Below are 21,444 nucleotides of genomic sequence, written 5' to 3'. Positions count from 1 at the left end.
CCCAGCAGCGCAGCCAGCAGCAGTCGCAGCAGATGGAACTGGTGGCCACGGCGATGAATGAAGTGACTTATGGCGTACATGATGTGGCGAAGAACGCCGAACAGGCCGCCAGCGAAATGCGCGATGCGGAAACCCAGGCGCAACAGGGCCAGGTCAATATCGATGGCAGCCTGCAACAGATCGATACGCTGTCTTCGACCATCGATCAGGCCGTGGAGGTGATTCGGACCCTGGCGGCAGAAAGCACCCAGATCGGCAGCGTGTTGGAGGTGATCCGCTCAATCGCCGAGCAGACCAATCTGCTGGCGCTCAATGCGGCCATCGAGGCGGCCCGGGCCGGTGAGCAAGGCCGAGGTTTTGCGGTGGTGGCCGATGAAGTGCGCCTGCTGGCTCAGCGCACCCAGAAGTCCACGGCGGAAATCCAGTCGATGATCGAACGCCTGCAAAATCATTCGGAAGCGGCGGTCAAAGTGATCGGAGAAAGCAGCCGGGCTTCGCAACTCACCATCGAACAGGCCGGCCTGGCCGGCGAGAGCCTCAATGCCATCAGCCAGGCCCTGCGCAACCTCACCGGCCTTAATGCCTCGATCGCCAGCGCGACGCTGCAGCAGGCGCATGTGGTCGAAGACATCAACCAGAACGTCACCCAGGCAGCCGGGTTGTCCCATAACACGGCGCTGGCGGCGCAACAGTCGAGCGCGGCAAGTGTGCGCCTGAAGGATTTGAGCGAGCAGTTGAACGGGTTGCTGCGCCAGTTCCGTACTTGAGGTTGTGGCGCTACAATCCGCGCCCTCTTCTCTCCCCCAAGGAACCTGCATGTCCGGGCTCGAACTGTTCGCCGCCACCCTCGGCGTGATTGCCGTCTGGTTGACCGTCAAACAGAACCCCTGGTGCTGGCCCATCGGCCTGGTGATGGTGCTGATCTATAGCTGGATCTTCTTCGAAGTGAAGCTGTACTCGGACATGCTGCTGCAAGTGATTTACGCCGCCCTGCAAATCTACGGCTGGTGGCAATGGACTCGCGCAGGTGACATGCACCACGGGCGCGAAGTCAGCCAACTGCAAGGATCTTCCGTGTTCTACGGCCTGCTGATCGGCGCAATCGGCAGCCTGCTTCTCGGCGCTGCCATGGCCCACTGGACAGACGCTGCCCAACCCTGGCTGGATGCGGCGCTCACCGGCTTCAGCTTGGTCGCGCAGGTCTGGATGGCGCAAAAACGTGTGCAGTGCTGGCCGCTATGGATCGCCGTGGATGTGATTTTCGTCGGGCTGTTCATCTACAAGGATCTGTACCTGACGGCCGCGCTCTACGGCCTGTTCCTGCTGCTGGCGGTGCAAGGCTGGCGCACTTGGCGCGCGGCTCCGGCGCTGCGCACATGAAAGTACTGGTGCTTACTGGGCCCGAGTCCAGCGGCAAGAGCTGGCTATCGGCGGAGTTGCAGAAGCACTTTGGCGGGATCGTCGTCGGCGAATACGTGCGCTGGTTCATCGAGCATCACCAGCGCGATACCTGCCTGGCCGATATCCCGGAGATCGCCAGCGGCCAGTTGCGCTGGGAGGACGAGGCCCGCGCCCGGCAACCGGATCTGCTGATCCTCGATACACACCTGCTGAGCAACATGCTCTGGAGTCAGGCGCTATTCGGTGATTGCCCGGCCTGGATCGAACAGGCCCTGCTGGCGCGCCACTACGATCTGCACCTGCTGCTGTCACCGGAAAACGTCGACTGGACAGACGACGGCATGCGTTGCCAACCCCAATTGCATGAACGTCAGACCTTCTTCGACGACACTCTCGCCTGGCTCGAATCCCACCGGCAACCGCTGCAAATTCTGCGAGGCGACTGGGCCGAGCGCCAGTCTCAAGCCTTCATGGCGGTCTCGAGACTGCTCGCTGCCTGCCCCTGACATTGGGGCAAATTCCCCGCCGTTTTCCCCTATTGCGGGGTAAAAGTGTCCGTTGGTGAAACACCCATCTGCCCGCAAAGGGCCAGATTGAACACTCCTGCCCTTGTTTCAGGTCGCGCTGTTAAGCCTTTGAAACACCACCTCGCAAACCCCCGTTCCAGAGCATTGCAAGCGATTTAGACGGCTTGGCGCCCCTGGCCTTGTCTCAGCGTTGAAACAGATCGCATACACCACTCCCGGACAAAATCTGCAAGTCGTTGAATTACTGCTGATTTCAAAAACCGGCACAGCTTTCGCTCTCTCCTTCACAACGCTGACCAGGGGCCAGCCCACAACAAGAAGGAATCGCTGCCGTGGGGACATTCAATAAAGGCTTGACCTGCCTCCTCCTGATTGGAAGTGCCGCTACCTCGGTACTCAGTCTGAATGTACAAGCCGAAGGCAACGGCGTCGTCGTGCTGACACGTGACGTTCAACCGGTACCCATCGGCCGCACCGGTGGCAAGGACCCCTACCCGACTACCGTCAACACCAATCCATCCGCTCGCATCAACGGCGAATTGAGCGATGCGGACATTGCCGGGGTCACCAGCGGTGCTGCGCTTCGTGGCAGTAACGGCCAGGCTCTGAATGGCCTGCAAAGCCTCAACACCGTCACCAATCCAAATGGCATGCCTGGCATGAACGCCGGCCACGGTGGCGGCAGCGGTGGCGCGATTTCCGGAACCATCAACCGTGCCATGAGCACTGGCCTTGCTCCACTTACCAGAATGGCCGGAGGTCAATGACATGAAGCGTACCGTCCTCTTCCTCGCCATGTTCGCCTGCACCACCGCCATGGCCGATTCAAAAGTCAACGCAGTCGATACCGCCAACATCCAAAACTCCGGCTCCCAGTACAAAGGCAACTTCAACGTCAACCAGGCAGCCGGCGATCAGCAGCAACAGACCAACGTTCGCGCCATTGCCATCGGCACCGAAGCCGGCGCTACCACCAGCATCAATCAGAAAATCACCACACCTGCCGACCGGTCGATCAACGCGACGGCCAACATCGGCGGCACCTCTTTCAGTAATGGCAACGGTGTACTGGGCGTCAACCAGGGCGCCGGGGCCAACAACCAGATGGCCAACGCCATGCGTATCAGCATCAGTGCCGGTCCGCAAGCCGTTGACGATAGCGCCCTTTCTCAACAGAACGTGGCGTTGCTACCAAGCTCAGGAGCAACTGGCACCCAAACCGGCAGTCGCCAGGTCGTCACAAGCGACCAGGCCTTCACCGGCAGCCGCGGGGTAATCCAGGTGAACCAGAGTGCAGGGGTGGGGAACCGAATGGCTAACACCCTGAGCATCCGGGTCGCTGACTGACCCAAACCGCAGTGCGATTAGAAAGTACCAACACTTAACCAACTAATAAGCACGGAGAAACACCATGAAACCTTCAATGGCCTTAAAACCACTGGTTTTCGCTCTCGCAGCAGTGATGGCAATCGCAGCACAAGCAGGCGGTCGCGATGATGATCGCGGTCATGGCAACGGTAACGGCAATGGGCATGGCAACCAGCAGCCCAAGCACCCTACCTTCGAAGAAATTCTGTCCATCACCGCAGGCGCTGGGGCCGCCGTGCTTGATTCACAGGACAGCAGCAGCAACGCCGTACTGAACCAGGGCACCCGCAATGACGCCCGGATGGACAACGCAGGCAATGGCGGCAACGGCAACGCCGGCATGAACAACGCCGCTGGCGACGGCAACCAACAAGACAACGCCGCCGCACTGGCCACTGCTGACGAAAGCTTCATCTTCGGTTCCGCAATCGCCGTGTCCAGCGCCACTCAGAACAACACCGGCAACACCGTTTACAACTACTCGAGCACTGCCTCTGCCAACATGAGCAATGTGGGTAACGGCGGCTCCGGCAACATCGGTGTGAACAACGCTGCCGGCAACTTCAACCAACAGAAAAACAACCTGGCGATCGCCGTATCGGGCGGCCGTGTAGCAGGCGCTGCGGCTGCGGCCAACCAGACCTCCAGCGGTCTGGAAGTCAGCAACTATGGCACCCAAACCTGGAAAACCGAAACCCTCAAGAGCACCTTCAAGGCTGATGGCAAATTCCAGGCCAAAGGCACTGGTACCGTCGAAGAGGATCGCGGCCACGGCGGCGGTGGTTATGGCAACAACGACCGGGGCGGCCACGGCGGTAACGGCGGCAACAATGGCGATGACAAGTTCAAGTTCCAGGCCATGGGCACCTTCGATCTGGCTGGTCAGTACACCCAACAGGTCATGGTTGCAGACGGCTGGAAAAACCCAGTTACCAACACTGCTAACATGACTAACGTTGGTAACAACTTCAACGGCAACGCGGGCTTCAACAACGCTGCCGGTGTAGGCAACCAACAAAGCAACTCGCTGTCGATCGCTGCCGGCTGCCGCGCCTGCCAGTAATCGCGATACAAAGGAAAGCCCCGGCAACGGGGCTTTTTTCCACAGTCCCAAGGCGTATCGACAATGCACAAGACTGCTCTCGTTGCCCTGCTCTGTCTGTCCGGCCTGACCGAGGCTGCACAGATGCCGGTTGCCGCCCTTCCAGGTGGCGTACTGGTGTACAAGCAGGTGCAGAGTCTGCGTGAGCGCAAGTTCATGGACATCGTCGAACAAAAAACCGATTTCAGCTGCGGCGCCGCCGCACTGGCAACGGTACTGCGCCAGGCCTATTGGCTCGACGTCGATGAGGAGCACGTCATCAAAGGCATGCTGGTCAATGCTGACCAGGACCTTGTTCGTACTCAAGGTTTTTCCATGCTGGACATGAAGCGCTACGTTGAAAGCATCGGCATGCGTGCCCGGGGCTACAAGATTCCGCCGGAAAGACTCGATTCAGTGACGATCCCGGTGGTGGTACTGGTGGATATTCGCGGTTACAAGCACTTCGTGGTGCTGCAGCGGGCCGACAAGGACTGGGTCTACATCGGCGACCCGGTACTCGGCCATAAACGCTACTCCCACGAGGACTTTGTCAAAGGTTGGAACGGCATCGTCTTTGCCATCGTAGGTCCGGGTTACGACAAGGCAAATGCCTTGCGCAGCCCACCGGAACCCCTGACGGCCAAGAACAAGCTGGACAGTTTCAACCCGGTCAAAGATGCGGAACTGATGGATTTCGGCTTCATACAGAGCGACTTCTTTTAATCGCCTAAAAGATGATAGAGCAGGATGCTCCGGGAGCAGCAGATGAAAACCTCTTATTGGCTGGCCGCTGCCTGTCTGGTAGCGAGCACCTCAGGTTTTGCAAACGGATTCAAACCCATCGAAATCAAGGACCAGGAGCTGGCCGAGCTGCGTGGTCGTTATGTGATGCCGGGGCGGATTATCAGCTTCGGTGTAGTGATGAGCAGTAGCTGGCGCAACGCCAGTGGCGACATGATCGGCGCATCGACTTCGATGCAGATTCAGGCCGCAACGGTAAAACCCCAGTTCTATGTTTCTACCTACTCGCACAGCGGTGGCGGTAACAGTGGCAATTCGCAGGAGCATGGCACCGGCAGCGTGACCGGCGGCGCCAACCTCACCGTGACCCAGGGCATTACTCAAGTCACACGTGCCGCGGGCGATGGCAACAGTTCCAACAACAACATCAGCATCGACGTCAAAGAGGCCAGTACGGCCCCGGCGTTGGTACCCAGCCAGGGTCAGGCGCTGATGGCAGGCCAGACCATTACCGGCGGCAATGCTGCAGGCAACGTCGCGGTGTCCGCAACGGGCGGCGGTATACAGATGGCCATTACGGCCAACAACAATCAGGGTTCTGCCATGCAACAAGTCGCCCAGGGCGGCCTGCTGCAAAATACCCGGCTACTGGGTAACAGCAACATGGTCAGCAACCTCACTCAGCTCAACGTGGTTCTCAATAATAATGGCCCGAGTGCTGGCGCATTGGACTGCAATCTGACTCAACTCAACGCACTTCGCACCCTTGGATATTGAACTACGCTGAGTCTCGACCATTGGGCATTTAGGGACGGCTTGATTCATGTATCGATCAGTACCACTGCGCGCAGTTGTATGTCTGGGCGCTCTTCTCCCGGCGGTGATGGTGCAGGCAGCACCGGATGCGGAGGTGGAGCTTCTGAAGCAGGAACTTCTGGAGTTGAAGCAACGTTACGAAGTACAGCAAAAAGCCCTGGCGGTCCTCGAACAACGGGTCCGCCAGGTCGAAGATCAACCAGCATCTCCCGCTCCAAAACGCCTGGCCAAGTCGCCGGCTGACATGAAAGGCAATTCGCAAATCGCTACGGGGACAGGTGCCGCAGCCGCATCAGGTGGTGCAGGTGGGGGTGGTACTGGCAGTTCCTACGGTCAATCGCTGGCGGACGATTCGCAGCCGGCGCAAAGCGTTTCCAACCTGTATGACGAGGCCAGCGGCTTCTTCGGCGGCGGCAAGTTCAGCTTCGAAACCGGCCTCACCTATTCGCGTTACGATACGCGCCAGCTGATCCTCAACGGCTTTCTCGCCCTGGACTCGATTTTCCTTGGCAACATCAACCTGGACCGGATCAAGGCCGATACCTGGACCCTTGACCTGACCGGCCGCTACAACTTCGACAATCGCTGGCAATTCGACTTGAACGTGCCGGTGATCTACCGCGAATCCACCTACCAGTCCGGTGGCGGCAACGGTGGCGCCTCGAACGTCACGACCGAAGACACGGTCACCCGCGATCCGACCATTGGCGACGTCAACTTCGGTATCGCCTACAAGTTCATGGACGAGTCGGTGAACACGCCCGATGCCGTCGTGACCTTGCGGGTCAAGGCGCCAACCGGCAAGGACCCGTTCGGCATCAAGCTGCGTCAGACGGACGCCAACTCCAACCTGTTCGTGCCTGACACCCTGCCGACCGGCAACGGCGTGTGGTCGATCACGCCGGGGATCTCGCTGGTCAAGACCTTTGACCCGGCGGTACTGTTCGGTAGCTTGTCCTATACCCACAACTTCGAAGAATCCTTCGACGACATCAGTTCCACAGTCAACGTGGATACGCCGGGCAAGGTTCGCATCGGCGACAGCTTCCAGATCGGTGCCGGTATCGCATTCGCTCTGAACGAAAAGATGAGTATGTCGTTCTCGGTGTCTGACGTGGTGCAGCGCAAGAGCAAGATCAAGCAGGATGGCGGGGATTGGGAATCGGTGACGTCCAGCGACGCCAACGCCGGTTACTTCAACATCGGCATGACCATTGCGGCCACCGACAACCTGACCATCGTTCCCAATCTGTCGATCGGCATGACCGACGATGCGCCGGACTTCCAGTTCAGCCTGAAATTCCCGTACTACTTCTGATCGGCAAGCAAAAGCCCCGCTGCGATGTTCAATCGCAGCGGGGCTCTTTTTTGCGCGATACCTGTAGGAGCGAGCTTGCTCGCGATGAACCAGAGAATACTGCGGGGTGCCAGATGCCCAGCGTCATCGTTGACGACCATCGCGAGTGAACTCGCTCCTACAGGGGAATCACGATACCTGTAGGAGCGAGGCTTGCCCGCGAAGAGGCCGGCACAGTCAACATTGATGTTTGCTGACCTGACGCACTCGCGGGCCAGCCTCGCTCCTCCAAATTGGTGGGTCAACGGATCTGATGCTTGTGCAGCAACCGGTAAAACGTCGGCCGCGACACGCCCAGGACCTTGGCGGCGACGCTGAGGTTGTCGCTGTGGCGATTCAATACATCGCACAACGCCTGGCGTTCGGCCCGGGTCTTGTAGTCTTCGAGGGTGCCCATCGGCGTGGCGACGGCCTGCTGGCTGATCAGCCCCAGGTCCCGCGCCTCGATCTGCCGCCCTTCGGCGAGCACCAGGCCACGGCGCACGCGGTTGGCCAGCTCACGAACGTTGCCCGGCCAATCGTGCTTGCCCATGGCAATCAACGCATCCTCGCTGAAACTGCGCGGACGGCGGCCGGTTTCATGGCTGTAGAAGTGGGAAAAATGGTTGGCCAGCATCGACAGGTCACCATGACGCTCCCGCAGCGGCGCAGTCACCACCTGCAGCACGTTGAGGCGGTAATACAGGTCTTCCCGGAAGCGTTTCTTCTCGATCGCCGCCTCAAGGTCGACGTGAGTCGCCGCCAACACCCGCACGTCCACCGGAATCGGCTGACTGCCACCGACCCGCTCGATGTGTTTTTCCTGCAGGAAGCGCAACAGATTGGCCTGCAACTCCAGCGGCAAGTCACCGATTTCATCGAGGAACAGGGTGCCGCCATTGGCCGCCTCGATACGCCCGACCTTGCGTTGATGGGCGCCGGTGAAAGCACCCTTTTCATGGCCGAACAATTCGGACTGGATCAAGTGCTCCGGGATCGCCCCGCAATTGATCGCGACAAAGGGTTTGCTGTGCCGTTGGGACTGTCGGTGCAGCGTCCGTGCGACCAGTTCCTTGCCGGTGCCGCTTTCACCGCGAATCAGCACCGGCGACTCAGTGGGCGCCAGTTTGCTCAGCAGTTTACGCAGTTCCCGAATCGGCTTGCTGTCGCCCAGCAGCTCATGCTCGGGCTGATCAATATGGACAGTGCCTTGCCCACGCAGGCGGGCCATGCCGAATGCCCGCCCCAGAGTTACCTGAACCCGGGAAACATCGAACGGCAGGGTATGAAAATCGAAGAACCATTCACAGACGAAGTCGCCCACGTTCTGCAAACGCAGCACTTCCTGATTGAGTACCGCGATCCACTCGGTATTGCTGCGGCTGATCAATTCCTTGACCGCATCCGGTCGCTCCAGATGAAAAGGCTGCAAGCGCAGCAGGCCCACGTCACAGGTTCGATCGGCGGCGTTTTCCAATGAACAACTGTCGACATCCCAACCCACGGAGCGTAATCCAGGTAACAGACGATGGCAGTCGTCGCAGGGGTCAACCACTAATAGACGTCTTAAGGCAGGCGCTTCATTCATGACTGTTCCTTGGCGCCAAATTCTAGGAAATATTATGAAAAACAGTCATTTGGCGGACCCGACTGTAACGTTAGCAAGAATTTGACGGCACCTTGTAACGTTTGACTATAGAGTTGCTGCGTAAATAGTTATAAGAAGGCGCTTTGTTAGTTACCTACCGACTTTGGATCCTTTCATTCAGCTTTCAAAACGAGCGTTGGTGTTATGCCGGTGAAAGAAAGTTGAAATTTCTTTTCGTTATGTGTGACCCGAACCACTGTTGCGCGCATCAGTACAAGTAACCAGCCGAACGGTAAGCCCAACTGTCGGCACATCACTTGATTGGGCCTATTGAGAGACCATCCTATGAATGCCCCGCTGCGTATCAACGAAGCTCTTTTGATTGCCGACCGCGCATTTAAGCCCTTCCAATGCGTGGCCTGGGCGCCACAGGACGGCAACGGCGAACTCAGCCTGACCGTCATCGACCGCACCAACAACAGTATAGGCCGCAAGCAGATCCCCAGCAGCGCCTACACCGACCCTCAGCAACTCGAACGCCTGCTTGAACAGGCCCGTGCAGAACTGAGCCAGGAAGGCTACAAGTTGCAGTCCTGGTCGATGCCGCACTGATCGTTTTGCGGATTACCCCGGGGTAATCCGCACCCACCCTCCTCCCGTCGTTAGTTGCCCTGCGTTTGGTAAACAGGCGTACTTGCGAAACTTTTCTAATTGAACTTTCGCCTGCTTGAATCCTTTGCAGGCTTGGCTTTGGTTCGAAAAGACACTGTTGTGGCACACAGCGACTCTCCGTCTGTTAGTTCTGTCAGTTGTGCATTAAAGCTTTCAGAGCTTGAATAACCTCCTTATAAGTCGCCACTTCCAAATCCATGGATAGAGCCGTGGATAAAGACGACTCGCAAGGAGAAGCGTGCATGGCAGTCCCGTCTGTTCTGACCCTCCAGCCGACACTCGAAAGCGCCGGCCATCTCGATATCTCCTTCGCCAACCACGGCAAAACCCAGGTGTACTTCGCCGGCAGCATTTCCAGCATGGCCAACGGTATTGCCATCGATGGGCAGGGCCGATTGCTGGTGGCGGCCAAGGTCGGCGTGCCGGATGGCAGCCGATTCGGCCTGGCCCGTCTGCTGGAGGATGGCTCGGCCGACCTGAGCTTCGGCACGCAGGGCAGCGTCATCGGGCAGTTCGAACCTGGCTTCGAGGCTATGGCCGGCAAAGTCCATGCATTGCCGGACGGCCGCATTCTGTTGATCGGTCTGCACTATGAAAATGCCCACCGCACCCTCCCCGCCGTGGCCTTGTTCGACTCCCAAGGGCGACCGGTGCAAGGCTTTGGCGACAACGGACGCTGCGTCGTGCGCCTGCCGGGCAAGCTGTCCCACGGGGTTCGAGACCTCTGGCTGCCTCCCGGCGTACCGGGCGCCGAAGCCTGTGATGCCGGGGTTCAGCAGGATGGCCGCATCGTGCTGATCGCCAACCACCATTTCGAACTGGCCGATCATGCCGGCATGCTCATTCGCCTCGACGTCGACGGCACCCTGGACTCAAGCTTCAACGGCCGCGGATTCGTGGTGGTCCGGCATCTGCTGATGAACACCTGGCTCAACAGCCTGCGGGTGCAGCACGATGGACGAATTCTGGTGGGAGGCTCGGTCAACTTCCCGGAGGAAGGCCTGCTGGCGCGCTACAACGCCGATGGCAGCCTGGACGAGCGATTTGCCGTAGATGGTTTCATGACGTTCAAGGCCTGTGGCCACGGTGCCCAGGTCAGCCAGATCATCCAGCACGATAACGGGGAGGTGCAGTGCTTCGGCAGCAGCCGCGATCCCATGCGCTGTCTCTCACTGAAAATTCACGTCAATGGCCGCCCCGACATGCACTGCAATGACGGTCTGCCGCACCTGCTGGAAGTCGGTCGCATCGGCTGTCAGTGGACCGCCGCCCAGGCACAACCCGACGGCACAGTAGTCACGGCCGGCGCGACCATTGGCGGCGTCGATGCGGACTTCATGCTGGGCCGCTACTTGCCCGACGGACAACTGGACCGCAACTTCGGCGACTGCACGGGATGGATTCGCACTCGCCTGGGTCGCAGTCTCGATACCGCCACTTCACTGGCTGTTCAGGCCGACGGCAATATCGTCGTCGGCGGTTATTCCCTGGACGGTAACTACCACGCAATCGTCGTCCGTTATCTGGGCTGACTGTAATTTTTCCTACGCTTGAACTTCTCGCTCGCTTACGGCAACTTGCGCGCTTCTTAAAACAAGGAGTAGCCGATGTCCGGCTCCATGGCCCAAGCGTTCGCCCACAACTTTCTCGGCAACTCTCCCCGCTGGTACAAACTGTGTATTGTCGGTTTTCTGCTTCTCAATGCACTGGTGCTGTGGACTGCGGGCCCGGTGGCGGCGGGCTGGTTATTGGTGCTGGAGTTCATCTTCACCCTGGCCATGGCACTCAAATGCTACCCGCTGATGCCCGGCGGCCTGTTGCTGGTCGAAGCCCTGCTGCTGAAAATGACCACGCCGCAGGCGCTGTATGACGAGCTGGTGCACAACTTCCCGGTGATCCTGCTGCTGATGTTCATGGTGGCCGGCATCTACTTCATGAAGGATCTGCTGCTGTTCCTGTTCTCGCGCCTGCTGTTGGGCGTGCGTTCCAAGGCCTTGCTGGCGTTGATGTTCTGTTTCCTGTCGGCCTTTCTGTCGGCGTTTCTCGATGCCTTGACCGTGACCGCGGTGATCATCAGCGCCGCCGTGGGCTTTTATTCGGTTTATCACCGCGTGGCCTCGGGCAACGATCCGCGTCAGGACAGCGAATACAGCGATGATCAGCACCTGCCCCATCTTCATCATGACGATCTCAACCAGTTCCGCGCCTTCCTGCGCAGTCTGCTGATGCACGGCGCGGTGGGCACGGCACTGGGCGGCGTCTGCACCCTGGTGGGTGAGCCACAGAACCTGTTGATCGGCCATGAGATGGGTTGGCACTTTTCCGAGTTTTTCCTGAAGATCGCCCCGGTTTCACTGCCGGTACTGGCGGCAGGCCTGGTGACCTGCGTACTGCTGGAGAAGCTGCGCTGGTTCGGTTACGGCACCCTGCTGCCGGACAACGTGCGCGCCGTGCTGGCGGATTACGCGGCGCAGGACAATGCCGAACGCACCACCCGCCAGCGTGCAGCACTGATTGTGCAGGGCCTGGCGGCACTGATCCTGATTGCCGCGCTGGCGTTTCATGTGGCGGAAGTGGGTCTGATCGGGCTGATGGTGATTGTGCTGATCACCGTGTTCAGCGGCATCACCGACGAACATCGCCTGGGCTCCGCGTTCAAGGACGCGATGCCCTTCACCTCGCTGCTGGTGGTGTTTTTCGCGGTGGTGGCGGTGATCCAGGATCAGCAACTGTTCACGCCGCTGATTCAATGGGTCATTTCCCTGCCCCCATCGCAGCAGCCGGGCATGCTCTACATCGCCAACGGCCTGCTGTCGGCCATCAGCGACAACGTGTTCGTGGCGACCATATACATCACTGAAGTCAAACGCGCCTTCCTCGCCGGCGAAATGACCCGCGAACACTTCGAGACCTTGGCCATTGCCATCAACACCGGCACCAACCTGCCCAGCGTAGCCACCCCCAACGGCCAAGCCGCCTTCCTGTTCCTCCTGACCTCGGCAATTGCCCCGCTGATTCGGTTGTCCTACGGGCGGATGGTGTGGATGGCATTGCCGTATACGCTGGTGATGGGGGTGTTGGGGTGGTATGCGGTGAGTTTCTGGCTGTAAACCGGTTTTGTGGTCAAACACAAACTCTGTGAGCGCCTGCGAACCACTGTAGGAGCGAGTTCACTCGCGATGTTCGTTAACGATAACGCTGACTGGCTGATACCCCGCGGTGTCTGAGCATTCATCGCGAGCAGGCTCGCTCCCACAATGGGTCCAGGTACATCCGAGAGATCAGGTCGGCTACTAGGCCGCCTTCGCGAGCAAGCCCGCTCCCACAGAGGTTCTTGGTGCATCCGCAAAATTGGGGGCGAATGTCATACCGCCTTCGCGGGTAAGCCCCGCCCCTACGGAATGCGCGCGGTGCCAACAAACAGGTCGAGTGTCAGCTCGCCTCGAGAGCTCTAGCTTTTGATTTTGATCCACCCGCCCTTCGGCAGGCTGAGTGGAGGCGTTCATCCGGGGGGCAGGCGCGCAGCGCCGTGCGGCGAAGCCGCACACATCGAGAGGAGGTGCAGCGAAGCAAACCGGAGGCGATGCCCCCGGATGAATGCCGGAGCGAAGGGATCCCGAGCCTTGGCGAGGGACCGAACGTTGGGGCGAGACCTTTTGGTTACTTTTGGGGCGTTTGCCAAAAGTGACCCGACCGTCAGGGCGGAACCGAAAGCAGCCGCGCCGGCAGCAATGGATATGTGCACAACCCAAAAGCATCGCGAACAACTCGGCTCCTACAGGTGTGGAATGGATAGATCTGCAAGGTCAAAATCAGAGATCAAACCGATCCACCGCCCGACGCCGCTCATTGTCATCGCGCACATCATAATTGGCTGTCGTCTGAATATTGCTGTGATGCGCCAGCTTCTGCGCAATCGACAGATCATGTTCCTCGATCACCCGGGTAATGAACGAGCGGCGGAAATCATGGGGCATGATCTTGACCCCGACCTGCGTCCCACGCTGGCGGGCGATGTAATAGATCGCGTGTTTGGTGATGCGCTCGCGGGTGATGTGACTGCCGCGGCGAATGCGGTTGAAGAGAAAGGCATCGTCCTCCTCCCCCTCCTTGAGCTGTGAGCGGCGAAACTCCAGCCAGGCATCGAGCTTGGCGAACGCCCAGGCCGGCGCGTACTTGATCAATTGCTTGTTGCCCTTGGCCGTGACCCGCAGGCTGCGCTCGGCGAAATCGACCTGGCTCAGCTCCAGGTTCACCGATTCGGACTTGCGCATCCCCGAGCCATACAGAATCGCGATCACCGCCGCATCCCGCAGGCCCTGAGGCCGGGGGTCGGCCGCACAGACATCCATCAATTCGCGAATCAACGAACGCCGCAGATTTCGCCCCTGGGACAGGCGCGTACCGGCAATCCCCTTCACCGAACGCATCTTCAGAAGATGCTCCTGGCTGATCAGGCTCATGCGCCACGCCTCGTTCATCACCCCGCGCACCGCGTTGACGTACAGCGAAGACGTGTTGGGCGCGTAACCATCGGCACGCAACGTCGCCACCAGCGCAATCACATCCTCAGGCTGCAAGCCGTGCCAGGGAATTTCCTCGATGTTCACGTCTTCGAAACCCAGGCGGTCGGCAGCGTCCTGCAGCACGTAGCGCATGGTCAATTGGCTGGAAGGCGCCAGTCGCGCCAGATACATCGTCAGCGGATTGGGTTTGGGGAGGGTTGCATCAACAGCGGGTAAGTCAGTCAAACGAAACAGCCTTGAATGAAAAAATACAAAAAACGCAAAAAATAAGGTCGTTACGCTGCCGGTCATGGTCTGGAAAGTCAATTGTCGATCCGACCAAGACCCATTCAACCGATAGATGAACTGAAACATGGGGCTGCTAATTCTGATCCTGAGAGGACCAGGACAGGAATTGCCCATGAAAATCAGTGTATTCGGTAGCGGCTACGTCGGTCTGGTGCAGGCAGCCGTCCTGGCTGAGGTCGGCCATGACGTGGTGTGCATGGACATTGACCGGAAGAAGGTCGAGTTGTTGCAACAGGGTCACGTGAGCATCTTCGAACCAGGGCTGGCCAGTCTTGTGCGTGAAAGCCTGGACGCCAAACGCCTGCAGTTCACCACCGACGAAAAGTTTGCCGTACAACATGGCAAGGTCCTGTTCATCGCCGTCGGCACGCCGTCCCGCGAGGATGGCTCGGCGGACTTGCGTCACGTGATGTCGGTCGGCGAAGCGGTGGCGCGTCACCGTGAGCAACCGGTAATCCTGGTGGAGAAGTCCACGGTGCCGGTGGGCACTGGCGATGCACTGCGCGAGCACATCGACAAATGCCTGATCAAGGTCGGCCGCCTGCTGCAGTTCGATATCGTCTCCAACCCCGAATTTCTCAAGGAAGGCTCGGCCGTGGCCGATTGCCGGCGTCCGGACCGGATCATCATCGGCTGCGAACGCGATGAGGTACGCGACGTGATGCGCGACCTGTACGCGCCGTTCAACCGCAACCATGACCGCGTGATGTTCATGGACCTGCGCAGCGCCGAGCTGACCAAATACGCCGCCAACTGCATGCTGGCGACCAAGATCAGCTTCATCAACCAAATCGCCGAACTGGCCGAACACCTGGGCGCCGACATCGAATCGGTGCGTCTGGGCATCGGCGCCGATTCGCGTATCGGCTACCACTTCATCTATCCCGGTTGCGGCTACGGCGGCTCGTGCTTTCCCAAGGACATGCGCGCCCTGATCCACAGCGCCGAGGAAGCCCACTGCTCCAGCGACCTGCTGCAAGCGGTGGAAGCGATCAACCAGCGGCAGAAACACAAGCTGTTCGAACGCGTCAAAGCCTTCTACAAGGGCGACCTGCGCGGCAAGACCTTCGCCTTGTGGGGCCTGGCGTTCAAGCCCAACACCGACGACATGCGCGATGCACCGAGCCGCGCGCTGCTCGAAGCCCTGTGGGCCGCCGGCGCCAGCGTACGTGCGTTCGACCCCGAAGCGATGCAGGAAACCCAGAACCTGTATCCGGACGAGGCGAAACTGATGCTCATGGGCACCCCGGAATCGGTGTTGCACGGCGCCGATGCGCTGATCATCTGCACCGAATGGCAGCAGTTCAAGGCCCCGGATTTCGACCTGATCCGCCAGCGCCTCAAGGCCCCGGTGATCTTCGACGGACGCAACCTGTATGACGCCGAGCGCCTGTCACGCAACGGCTTCATGTACTTCCCGATGGGTCGCGGTGAGTCGCGCAATTTGCCGATCCCGCATCAGCAGTGGCCGGCGCAGGGCGTCGCCTGACGTCCTCAGGTCGTGGACTTCAGATCCACGCCCAGCGCCTGGGCGAATGCCTTGACCAGCGGACTGCGCACAACGTTGTGACGCAGGATCAGATTGAACGGTGTCGCGATGTGGATCAGTTCCGGACACAGTGCCCGGAACTGTCCCTGCGCCACCCACTGCGCCGCGTAATGTTGCGGCAGAAAGCCGACGAAGCGACCGGTCCTGATCAACAGTGCCACGGCCTCGACCTGAGTCGCCGAGGCAGAGGAACTGTCGTAGTGAGCGAAGTTGAGTTTGTCTCGATGAATCGCATAGCGGTGATTAACACACTCGTAATCCTTGAGCATGTCGCTGCTCATCTGATCGGCCGGTATCGAGAACAACGGGTGGCCGACAGCACAGTAAACCTCCGAGCGTTCCTCGTATAACGGGTAGTAGTCGAACTCCTCCCGCTGCTGATAAACCGGCACGATCCCGGCCACCAGCCGACCCTCTACCACGCCCCGTTCCACTTCATCGAGCTGAGAGGCCTGAAGTTGAAATCTTATTTTCGGATATTGTTCGCTCAGCACTCTAAACGCAGCAACTAACGGCGATGACGCATCGGAAATCGTATTATCAATAACCCCCACACCAAGATCACCGACAAGTTCATTTTGTGCTGAACTAAGCCGATCACGAAAGTTGTCAACGGACGCAAATAAGTCAATGGACGCCTGATAAACAATGCGCCCCTCTTCAGTCAAGTGAAAGCCCTCGCGACCGCGAGTGCACAGGCGCATGCCAATGCGGATTTCCAGGTCCGAGATCTGTTTGCTGATGGCTGCCAGACCCACGTTCAATTCGTTCTGCGCCGCGCTGAAACCGCCAGCCTCGACCACCGCCTTGAACACCTTGAGCAGTTTGAAATCCAGCCCACTGAGGGCCAGCGGCGCCCGTTGCGTGGCTTTCAGCGGCGGGTTTCCGGAATTGGAAAGTGGGGTTTCCATAATGCTTATTTACCTCTGGCGCCCAATTCAACAATCTGTGCCCAACAACAAAAACATAGCTGGCCTAAATAATAATGAACACAGAAAACCAGGCTTGGCAACTGCCAAAAAATCCCGCACATCAGTGCCAAACCACTGATCTGCAAGCATTAAAAGCTGACATCTCGATCAGCTCTCGCCCCTTTGCAACTGCGCTGTTCCCCTGCCCTTGAATTTGAATTGATCTGATCTTGAGCGAATGTTTTTCGCCGCGGATTTCAGGTCTGGCACACGCTTTCAGTTCGCGTTATCGACGAGGAAAACAACAATGTCTCAAACCACCGACCGTCTCTGGGGTGCTCGCTTCAAAAGCGGTCCGTCCGAAGCCCTGGCCGCCCTCTCCCGTTGCCCCGAGCGCTACTTCCGCCTGACGCCGTACGACCTTGCCGGCTCCAAGGCCCATGCCCGGGAATTGCAGCGCGCAGGACTTCTGAGCGAGCAGGAAACCCGGACCATGCTCGACGCCCTGGAGCAGATCGGCAGCGATTTCCGCGCTGGCAGCATCGCGCCGACCCTGGACGACGAAGACGTCCACACGTTCATCGAACGCCTGCTGACCGAGCGCCTTGGCGCCCTGGGCGGCAAGCTGCGCGCCGGCCGCTCGCGCAACGACCAGACCGCCAACGACCTGCGCCTGTTCCTGCGTGATCACGTCCGCACCCTGACCGTGGAAGTGCTGGCGCTGCAACAGGCGCTGGTGAATCAGGCCGAACAACACGTCGAGAGCATCTGCCCCGGCTTCACCCACCTGCAGCAGGCGCAGCCAATCGTCTTCGCTCATCACCTGCTGGCCCACGCCCAATCGATGTTGCGTGACGTGCAGCGCCTGGTCGACTGGGACGCACGCACCTCGTTGTCGCCACTGGGTGCCGCAGCCATGGCCGGCTCCGCTATCGCCCGCCTGCCGCAGCAATCGGCCAGGGAAATGGGTTACAGCGGGGTGTGCGAAAACTCCATCGACGCCGTCGCCAGTCGCGATCACGTCGCTGAATTCCTGTTCATCGCCAGCATGTTGGGGGTCAACATTTCCCGTCTGGCCGAAGAGTTCTGTTTGTGGTCGTCGCGCCAGTTCCGCTGGATCGCTCTGGACGATGCCTACGCCACCGGCAGTTCGATCATGCCGCAGAAGAAGAACCCGGATATCGCCGAACTGGCGCGAGGCAAGGCCGGTCGCCTGATCGGCAACCTGACCGGTCTGCTGTCCACGCTCAAATCCCTGCCGCTGTCGTACAACCGCGACTTGAGCGAAGACAAGCATCACGTGCTCGACAGCGTCGACACCCTGCTGCTGGTGCTGCCGGCGATGGCCGGGATGGTGGCGACCATGACGGTCAACGTCGAGGAATTGCGTCGTCAGGCACCGCTTGGTTTCACCCTCGCCACCGAAGTCGCCGACTGGCTGGCGGTGCGTGGCGTGCCGTTCAAGGAAGCCCACGAGATCACCGGCGCGCTGGTCAAGGCCTGCGAGAAACACGATATCGAGCTGTGGGAAGCCTCGCCGGCGCTGCTGGCGGAAATCGACCCGCGCCTGACGCCGGAAGTTCGCGAAAGCCTGACCCTGGAAGCCGCCATCGCCGCCCGCAATGGCTGGGGCGGCACCGCGCCGCAACAGGTGCGCGAGCAGATCGGTCGCCTGAAAACCGCCCTCGCCGCGCAGCAGCGCTGGACCGAGGACTATCAGGGGTTCCGCCTCTGAAGCAGACACAAAACCCCTGTGGGAGCGGGCTTGCTCGCGAAGAGGCACCGTCAGTCGACATCCTCGTTGAATGACACACCGCATTCTCGAGCAAACCCGCTCCCACAGGGAAAGTGTTTCACCTGAACAACCATATATGCCGCCGGTTTGAACGGGCGGTGTACGGAGAAACAACATGAGCCAGACACAGGCACAACGACTCCAGGCCGAGCGCAAACTGGCGGAAAACCAGTTCGACATCACCCAGTATCAACACGTGCCCCGGCGCTACTACGGGCGGATGTTCTTTGCCGCCCTGATCGTCATCGCACTGCTGGGCCTGGTGCGCGCCTTCGCCGAAGGCAAGATCGAATGGTCGTACATCGGACAGTTTCTTACCTCCCAGGCGATCATGTGGGGATTGCTCAACACCATCGTCATGGCCGTGCTGGCGATGGCCCTGGGCATCGTGTTCGGGGTGATCACCGCAATCATGCGCATGTCGGCCAACCCGATCCTGCGCTATGTCGCGCTGACCTACACCTGGCTGTTCCGCGGCACGCCGCTGATCCTGCAACTGCTGCTGTGGTTCAACCTGGCGCTGATCTTCCCCACCATCGGCATTCCGGGCGTGTTCGAGCTCGACACCGTCAGCCTCATGACGCCGTTCGTGGCCGCCCTGCTGGGTCTGAGCATCAACCAGGGCGCCTACACCGCTGAGGTAGTGCGCGCCGGCCTGCTCTCGGTGGACACCGGACAGTACGAAGCGGCCAAGTCGATCGGCATGCCGCGCCTGCAGGCACTGCGTCGGATCATCCTGCCCCAGGCCATGCGGATCATCATTCCGCCGGTGGGTAACGAGTTCATCGGCATGGTGAAAATGACCTCGCTGGCCAGCGTCATCCAGTACTCGGAACTGCTCTACAACGCTCAGAACATCTACTACGCCAACGCCCGCGTGATGGAGCTGCTGATCGTCGCCGGTATCTGGTACCTGGCCACCGTCACCGTGCTGTCCTTCGGTCAAAGCCGTCTGGAGCGACGTTTCGCTCGCGGCGCCGGCAAGCGTTCTTGAGGAATCCGACATGAGAAGCATCGTCAAGGCCGTGAGCCTGAACAAGTATTACGACCAGTTCCACGCCCTCAAGGACGTGAACATCGAAGTCGATCAGGGCGAAGTGCTGTGCATCATCGGCCCGTCGGGCTCCGGCAAGAGCACCCTGCTGCGCTGTGTCAACCAGCTGGAAAAGATCGACAAGGGCGGCCTGTGGGTCGACGGCGAACTGGTGGGCTACCGCGTGGTCGGCAACAAGCTGCACGAACTGACCGAAACCCAGATCGCCCGCCAGCGCCTGTCCACCGGCATGGTGTTCCAGCGCTTCAACCTGTTTCCGCACATGACTGTGCTGCAAAACATCATCGAAGGGCCGTGCCAGGTGCTCAAGCGTTCGCCCAAGGAGGCGACCGAAGAAGCCCTGGAACTGCTCGCCCGCGTCGGCCTGGCCGACAAGCGCAACAGCTACCCGATCGAACTGTCGGGTGGTCAGCAGCAACGTGTCGCCATCGCCCGTGCGCTGGCCATGCGACCCAAGCTGATGCTGTTCGATGAACCCACTTCGGCACTCGACCCGGAACTGGTCGGTGAGGTGTTGTCGGTGATGCGCGATCTGGCGCAGACCGGCATGACCATGATCGTCGTCACCCATGAACTGGGCTTCGCCCGCGAAGTTTCCAATCGCATGGTGTTCATGGACGGCGGGCAGATCGTGGAGGCAGGAAGCCCCGAAGAAATACTAATAAGTCCGCAAAACCCTCGCACTCAAAGCTTCATTTCTGCCGTTCGAACCTGAACGCCGATTGGCGTGAAAACAACACTCATAAGAGAACGACCCATGAAGAACTTCGTTATTCCAGCAGTACTCGCAGGCGTTATGGCTTCCGGCTTCAGCTTCGCCGCCGAACTTCCGGCCAGCATCAAGGCCAAGGGTGAGATCGTGGTCGCGATCATGCCGAACTACCCGCCGATGGACTTCAAGGACCCGGCCACCAACACCCTGACCGGCGTCGACGTTGACCTGGGCAATGCCCTGGCCGAACGCCTGGGCGTGAAAATCAAGTGGCAGGAAACCGGCTTCGAGCAAATGATCAACGCCCTGACCACCGACCGCGTGGACATGGTTCTGTCGGGCATGACCGACACCGCCGAACGCCAGGCCAGCGTGACGTTCGTCGACTACTTCACCAGCGGCCCGCAGTTCTACACCTTGCAGAAAAACAAGGACACCAACGAGATCATCGATCTGTGCGGCAAGAAAGTCGGCACCAGCCGACGTACCACCTTCCCGGCGGAAATCGCCGAGTGGAGCAAGGCCAACTGTGAAGCCGCCGGCAAGCCCGCGATCAACGTGATCGGCACCGAAGGCTCCGCCGACGCCCGTGCGCAACTGCGCCAGAGCCGCATCGACGCGGCGATGCAGGGCAGCGAAACCCTGCCGTATCTCAAGACCCAGGAAAAGGACATGTACAAGACCGTGGGCCTGCCGATCTCCTCGCAGTTCACCGGCCTTGGGGTGAGCAAGAAGAAGCCCGAGCTGAGCGAAGCGGTGAAAGTCGCCCTGCAAAGCATGATCGACGATGGCAGCTACCAGGCGATCCTGAAGAAGTGGGACCTGGAGTTGGGGGCGATCAAGACGGTGACCATCAACGCCGGCAAGTAAATCACCAGGAACAAACCCATCCATTGTGGGAGCGAGCCTGCTCGCGATGGTGTGTCAGTCGACATCACCTTTGCTGACCCACCGCTTTCGCGAGCAAGCCCGCTCCCACAGGGATTTGTGTCGGTCGCAGCATCTGGAAACAACGCCAAACCCTGTGGGAGCGAGGCTTGCCCGCGAAGAGGCCGGCACATTCAATATCCATGTGC

Annotated in this window: 20 protein-coding genes and 1 pseudogene; 18 read left to right on the top strand and 3 right to left on the bottom strand. The window is 59.7% G+C overall.

Annotation, left to right across the window (positions count from 1 at the left end; all coding sequences use genetic code 11):
• The first annotated feature begins 32 nt into the window (after positions 1-32).
• The 9 genes from ACW9JE_RS15300 to ACW9JE_RS15260 all read left to right on the top strand — a co-directional run bounded on the left by ACW9JE_RS15300 (position 33) and on the right by ACW9JE_RS15260 (position 7,255).
• Positions 33-767 (top strand): methyl-accepting chemotaxis protein, encoded by a 735-nt coding sequence (locus ACW9JE_RS15300; RefSeq protein WP_411961536.1) that lies wholly within the window; start codon positions 33-35, stop codon positions 765-767.
• Between the two features lie 49 nt (positions 768-816).
• Entirely contained in the window at positions 817-1,380 is a 564-nt protein-coding gene (gene pnuC, locus ACW9JE_RS15295; RefSeq protein ID WP_457433207.1) for a nicotinamide riboside transporter PnuC, read from the top strand.
• Positions 1,377-1,907 carry an AAA family ATPase gene (locus ACW9JE_RS15290; protein ID WP_457433206.1) on the top strand — a complete coding sequence of 177 codons (531 nt, stop codon included), beginning with the start codon at positions 1,377-1,379 and terminating at the stop codon, positions 1,905-1,907. The genes pnuC and ACW9JE_RS15290 overlap by 4 nt, the downstream gene beginning before the upstream one ends.
• A gap of 353 nt (positions 1,908-2,260) precedes the next feature.
• A complete protein-coding gene (locus ACW9JE_RS15285; protein ID WP_457433205.1) occupies positions 2,261-2,695 on the top strand; it encodes a hypothetical protein in 435 nt (144 codons plus the stop codon).
• Between the two features lies 1 nt (position 2,696).
• Positions 2,697-3,275 (top strand): adhesin, encoded by a 579-nt coding sequence (locus tag ACW9JE_RS15280; protein WP_224533308.1) that lies wholly within the window; start codon positions 2,697-2,699, stop codon positions 3,273-3,275.
• A 64-nt stretch (positions 3,276-3,339) separates the two neighbouring features.
• Complete coding sequence (locus ACW9JE_RS15275; RefSeq protein WP_457433204.1) at positions 3,340-4,359, top strand: heme utilization protein; 1,020 nt, start codon at positions 3,340-3,342, stop codon at positions 4,357-4,359.
• Between the two features lie 63 nt (positions 4,360-4,422).
• Positions 4,423-5,103 carry a C39 family peptidase gene (locus ACW9JE_RS15270; protein WP_224533306.1) on the top strand — a complete coding sequence of 227 codons (681 nt, stop codon included), beginning with the start codon at positions 4,423-4,425 and terminating at the stop codon, positions 5,101-5,103.
• Positions 5,104-5,127: 24 nt separating this feature from the next.
• Positions 5,128-5,898, top strand: a complete 771-nt coding sequence (locus tag ACW9JE_RS15265; protein ID WP_224533305.1) for a hypothetical protein — start codon at positions 5,128-5,130, stop codon at positions 5,896-5,898.
• A gap of 46 nt (positions 5,899-5,944) precedes the next feature.
• Complete coding sequence (locus ACW9JE_RS15260) at positions 5,945-7,255, top strand: transporter (protein ID WP_224533304.1); 1,311 nt, start codon at positions 5,945-5,947, stop codon at positions 7,253-7,255.
• Positions 7,256-7,535: 280 nt separating this feature from the next.
• On the opposite strand, the gene ACW9JE_RS15255 is transcribed toward ACW9JE_RS15260, so the two are convergent.
• Complete coding sequence (locus ACW9JE_RS15255) at positions 7,536-8,861, bottom strand: sigma-54 dependent transcriptional regulator (protein ID WP_224533303.1); 1,326 nt, start codon at positions 8,859-8,861, stop codon at positions 7,536-7,538.
• Between the two features lie 345 nt (positions 8,862-9,206).
• Between ACW9JE_RS15255 and ACW9JE_RS15250 the strand changes: the two genes are divergently transcribed.
• The 3 genes from ACW9JE_RS15250 to nhaB all read left to right on the top strand — a co-directional run bounded on the left by ACW9JE_RS15250 (position 9,207) and on the right by nhaB (position 12,643).
• On the top strand, positions 9,207-9,473 hold the full coding sequence (locus ACW9JE_RS15250; RefSeq protein ID WP_175379829.1) for a hypothetical protein: 267 nt from the start codon (positions 9,207-9,209) through the stop codon (positions 9,471-9,473).
• A 302-nt stretch (positions 9,474-9,775) separates the two neighbouring features.
• Positions 9,776-11,065, top strand: a complete 1,290-nt coding sequence (locus ACW9JE_RS15245; RefSeq protein ID WP_224533302.1) for an NHL repeat-containing protein — start codon at positions 9,776-9,778, stop codon at positions 11,063-11,065.
• 75 nt (positions 11,066-11,140) lie between these two features.
• Positions 11,141-12,643 carry a sodium/proton antiporter NhaB gene (gene nhaB / locus ACW9JE_RS15240; protein WP_224533301.1) on the top strand — a complete coding sequence of 501 codons (1,503 nt, stop codon included), beginning with the start codon at positions 11,141-11,143 and terminating at the stop codon, positions 12,641-12,643.
• A gap of 702 nt (positions 12,644-13,345) precedes the next feature.
• Here the strand turns inward: nhaB and ACW9JE_RS15235 are convergent.
• Positions 13,346-14,230, bottom strand: a complete 885-nt coding sequence (locus tag ACW9JE_RS15235; protein WP_224533369.1) for a site-specific integrase — start codon at positions 14,228-14,230, stop codon at positions 13,346-13,348.
• Positions 14,231-14,459: 229 nt separating this feature from the next.
• Here ACW9JE_RS15235 and ACW9JE_RS15230 point away from each other — a divergent pair, with 229 nt between their 5' ends.
• Positions 14,460-15,836, top strand: a complete 1,377-nt coding sequence (locus tag ACW9JE_RS15230) for a UDP-glucose dehydrogenase family protein (protein WP_224533300.1) — start codon at positions 14,460-14,462, stop codon at positions 15,834-15,836.
• A 5-nt stretch (positions 15,837-15,841) separates the two neighbouring features.
• Here the strand turns inward: ACW9JE_RS15230 and ACW9JE_RS15225 are convergent, their stop codons facing one another.
• Entirely contained in the window at positions 15,842-16,807 is a 966-nt protein-coding gene (locus ACW9JE_RS15225) for a LysR family transcriptional regulator (RefSeq protein WP_457433203.1), read from the bottom strand.
• Positions 16,808-17,114: 307 nt separating this feature from the next.
• Here ACW9JE_RS15225 and argH point away from each other — a divergent pair, with 307 nt between their 5' ends.
• From argH to ACW9JE_RS15200, 5 genes and pseudogenes are all read left to right on the top strand, one after another.
• Positions 17,115-18,542: an argininosuccinate lyase gene (gene argH, locus ACW9JE_RS15220; protein ID WP_224533298.1), complete on the top strand. Its 1,428-nt coding sequence runs from the start codon at positions 17,115-17,117 to the stop codon at positions 18,540-18,542.
• An 18-nt stretch (positions 18,543-18,560) separates the two neighbouring features.
• Positions 18,561-18,650: pseudogene (locus tag ACW9JE_RS15215) on the top strand (metal ABC transporter ATP-binding protein); the annotation flags it as partial.
• 67 nt (positions 18,651-18,717) lie between these two features.
• On the top strand, positions 18,718-19,596 hold the full coding sequence (locus ACW9JE_RS15210; protein WP_224533297.1) for an amino acid ABC transporter permease: 879 nt from the start codon (positions 18,718-18,720) through the stop codon (positions 19,594-19,596).
• Positions 19,597-19,606: 10 nt separating this feature from the next.
• A complete protein-coding gene (locus ACW9JE_RS15205; protein ID WP_224533296.1) occupies positions 19,607-20,371 on the top strand; it encodes an amino acid ABC transporter ATP-binding protein in 765 nt (254 codons plus the stop codon).
• A gap of 42 nt (positions 20,372-20,413) precedes the next feature.
• Complete coding sequence (locus tag ACW9JE_RS15200; protein WP_224533295.1) at positions 20,414-21,238, top strand: ABC transporter substrate-binding protein; 825 nt, start codon at positions 20,414-20,416, stop codon at positions 21,236-21,238.
• Positions 21,239-21,444 lie beyond the last annotated feature (206 nt).

It is taken from the genome of Pseudomonas sp. SDO55104_S430 (assembly GCF_054070595.1).
This window is presented reverse-complemented; position numbering and strand designations above follow the sequence as displayed.

Excerpts from the sequence above, each read along its gene's own strand:
- ACW9JE_RS15225 (WP_457433203.1), bottom strand. The coding sequence starts at position 16,807 with ATGGAAACCCCACTTTCCAATTCCGGAAACCCGCCGCTGAAAGCCACG.
- ACW9JE_RS15205 (WP_224533296.1), top strand. The coding sequence starts at position 19,607 with ATGAGAAGCATCGTCAAGGCCGTGAGCCTGAACAAGTATTACGACCAG.
- ACW9JE_RS15200 (WP_224533295.1), top strand. The coding sequence starts at position 20,414 with ATGAAGAACTTCGTTATTCCAGCAGTACTCGCAGGCGTTATGGCTTCC.
- pnuC (WP_457433207.1), top strand. The coding sequence starts at position 817 with ATGTCCGGGCTCGAACTGTTCGCCGCCACCCTCGGCGTGATTGCCGTC.
- ACW9JE_RS15275 (WP_457433204.1), top strand. The coding sequence starts at position 3,340 with ATGAAACCTTCAATGGCCTTAAAACCACTGGTTTTCGCTCTCGCAGCA.
- ACW9JE_RS15260 (WP_224533304.1), top strand. The coding sequence starts at position 5,945 with ATGTATCGATCAGTACCACTGCGCGCAGTTGTATGTCTGGGCGCTCTT.
- ACW9JE_RS15290 (WP_457433206.1), top strand. The coding sequence starts at position 1,377 with ATGAAAGTACTGGTGCTTACTGGGCCCGAGTCCAGCGGCAAGAGCTGG.
- nhaB (WP_224533301.1), top strand. The coding sequence starts at position 11,141 with ATGTCCGGCTCCATGGCCCAAGCGTTCGCCCACAACTTTCTCGGCAAC.
- ACW9JE_RS15280 (WP_224533308.1), top strand. The coding sequence starts at position 2,697 with ATGAAGCGTACCGTCCTCTTCCTCGCCATGTTCGCCTGCACCACCGCC.
- argH (WP_224533298.1), top strand. The coding sequence starts at position 17,115 with ATGTCTCAAACCACCGACCGTCTCTGGGGTGCTCGCTTCAAAAGCGGT.
- ACW9JE_RS15265 (WP_224533305.1), top strand. The coding sequence starts at position 5,128 with ATGCTCCGGGAGCAGCAGATGAAAACCTCTTATTGGCTGGCCGCTGCC.
- ACW9JE_RS15245 (WP_224533302.1), top strand. The coding sequence starts at position 9,776 with ATGGCAGTCCCGTCTGTTCTGACCCTCCAGCCGACACTCGAAAGCGCC.
- ACW9JE_RS15250 (WP_175379829.1), top strand. The coding sequence starts at position 9,207 with ATGAATGCCCCGCTGCGTATCAACGAAGCTCTTTTGATTGCCGACCGC.
- ACW9JE_RS15300 (WP_411961536.1), top strand. The coding sequence starts at position 33 with ATGGAACTGGTGGCCACGGCGATGAATGAAGTGACTTATGGCGTACAT.
- ACW9JE_RS15235 (WP_224533369.1), bottom strand. The coding sequence starts at position 14,230 with ATGTATCTGGCGCGACTGGCGCCTTCCAGCCAATTGACCATGCGCTAC.
- ACW9JE_RS15230 (WP_224533300.1), top strand. The coding sequence starts at position 14,460 with ATGAAAATCAGTGTATTCGGTAGCGGCTACGTCGGTCTGGTGCAGGCA.
- ACW9JE_RS15270 (WP_224533306.1), top strand. The coding sequence starts at position 4,423 with ATGCACAAGACTGCTCTCGTTGCCCTGCTCTGTCTGTCCGGCCTGACC.
- ACW9JE_RS15210 (WP_224533297.1), top strand. The coding sequence starts at position 18,718 with ATGAGCCAGACACAGGCACAACGACTCCAGGCCGAGCGCAAACTGGCG.
- ACW9JE_RS15255 (WP_224533303.1), bottom strand. The coding sequence starts at position 8,861 with ATGAATGAAGCGCCTGCCTTAAGACGTCTATTAGTGGTTGACCCCTGC.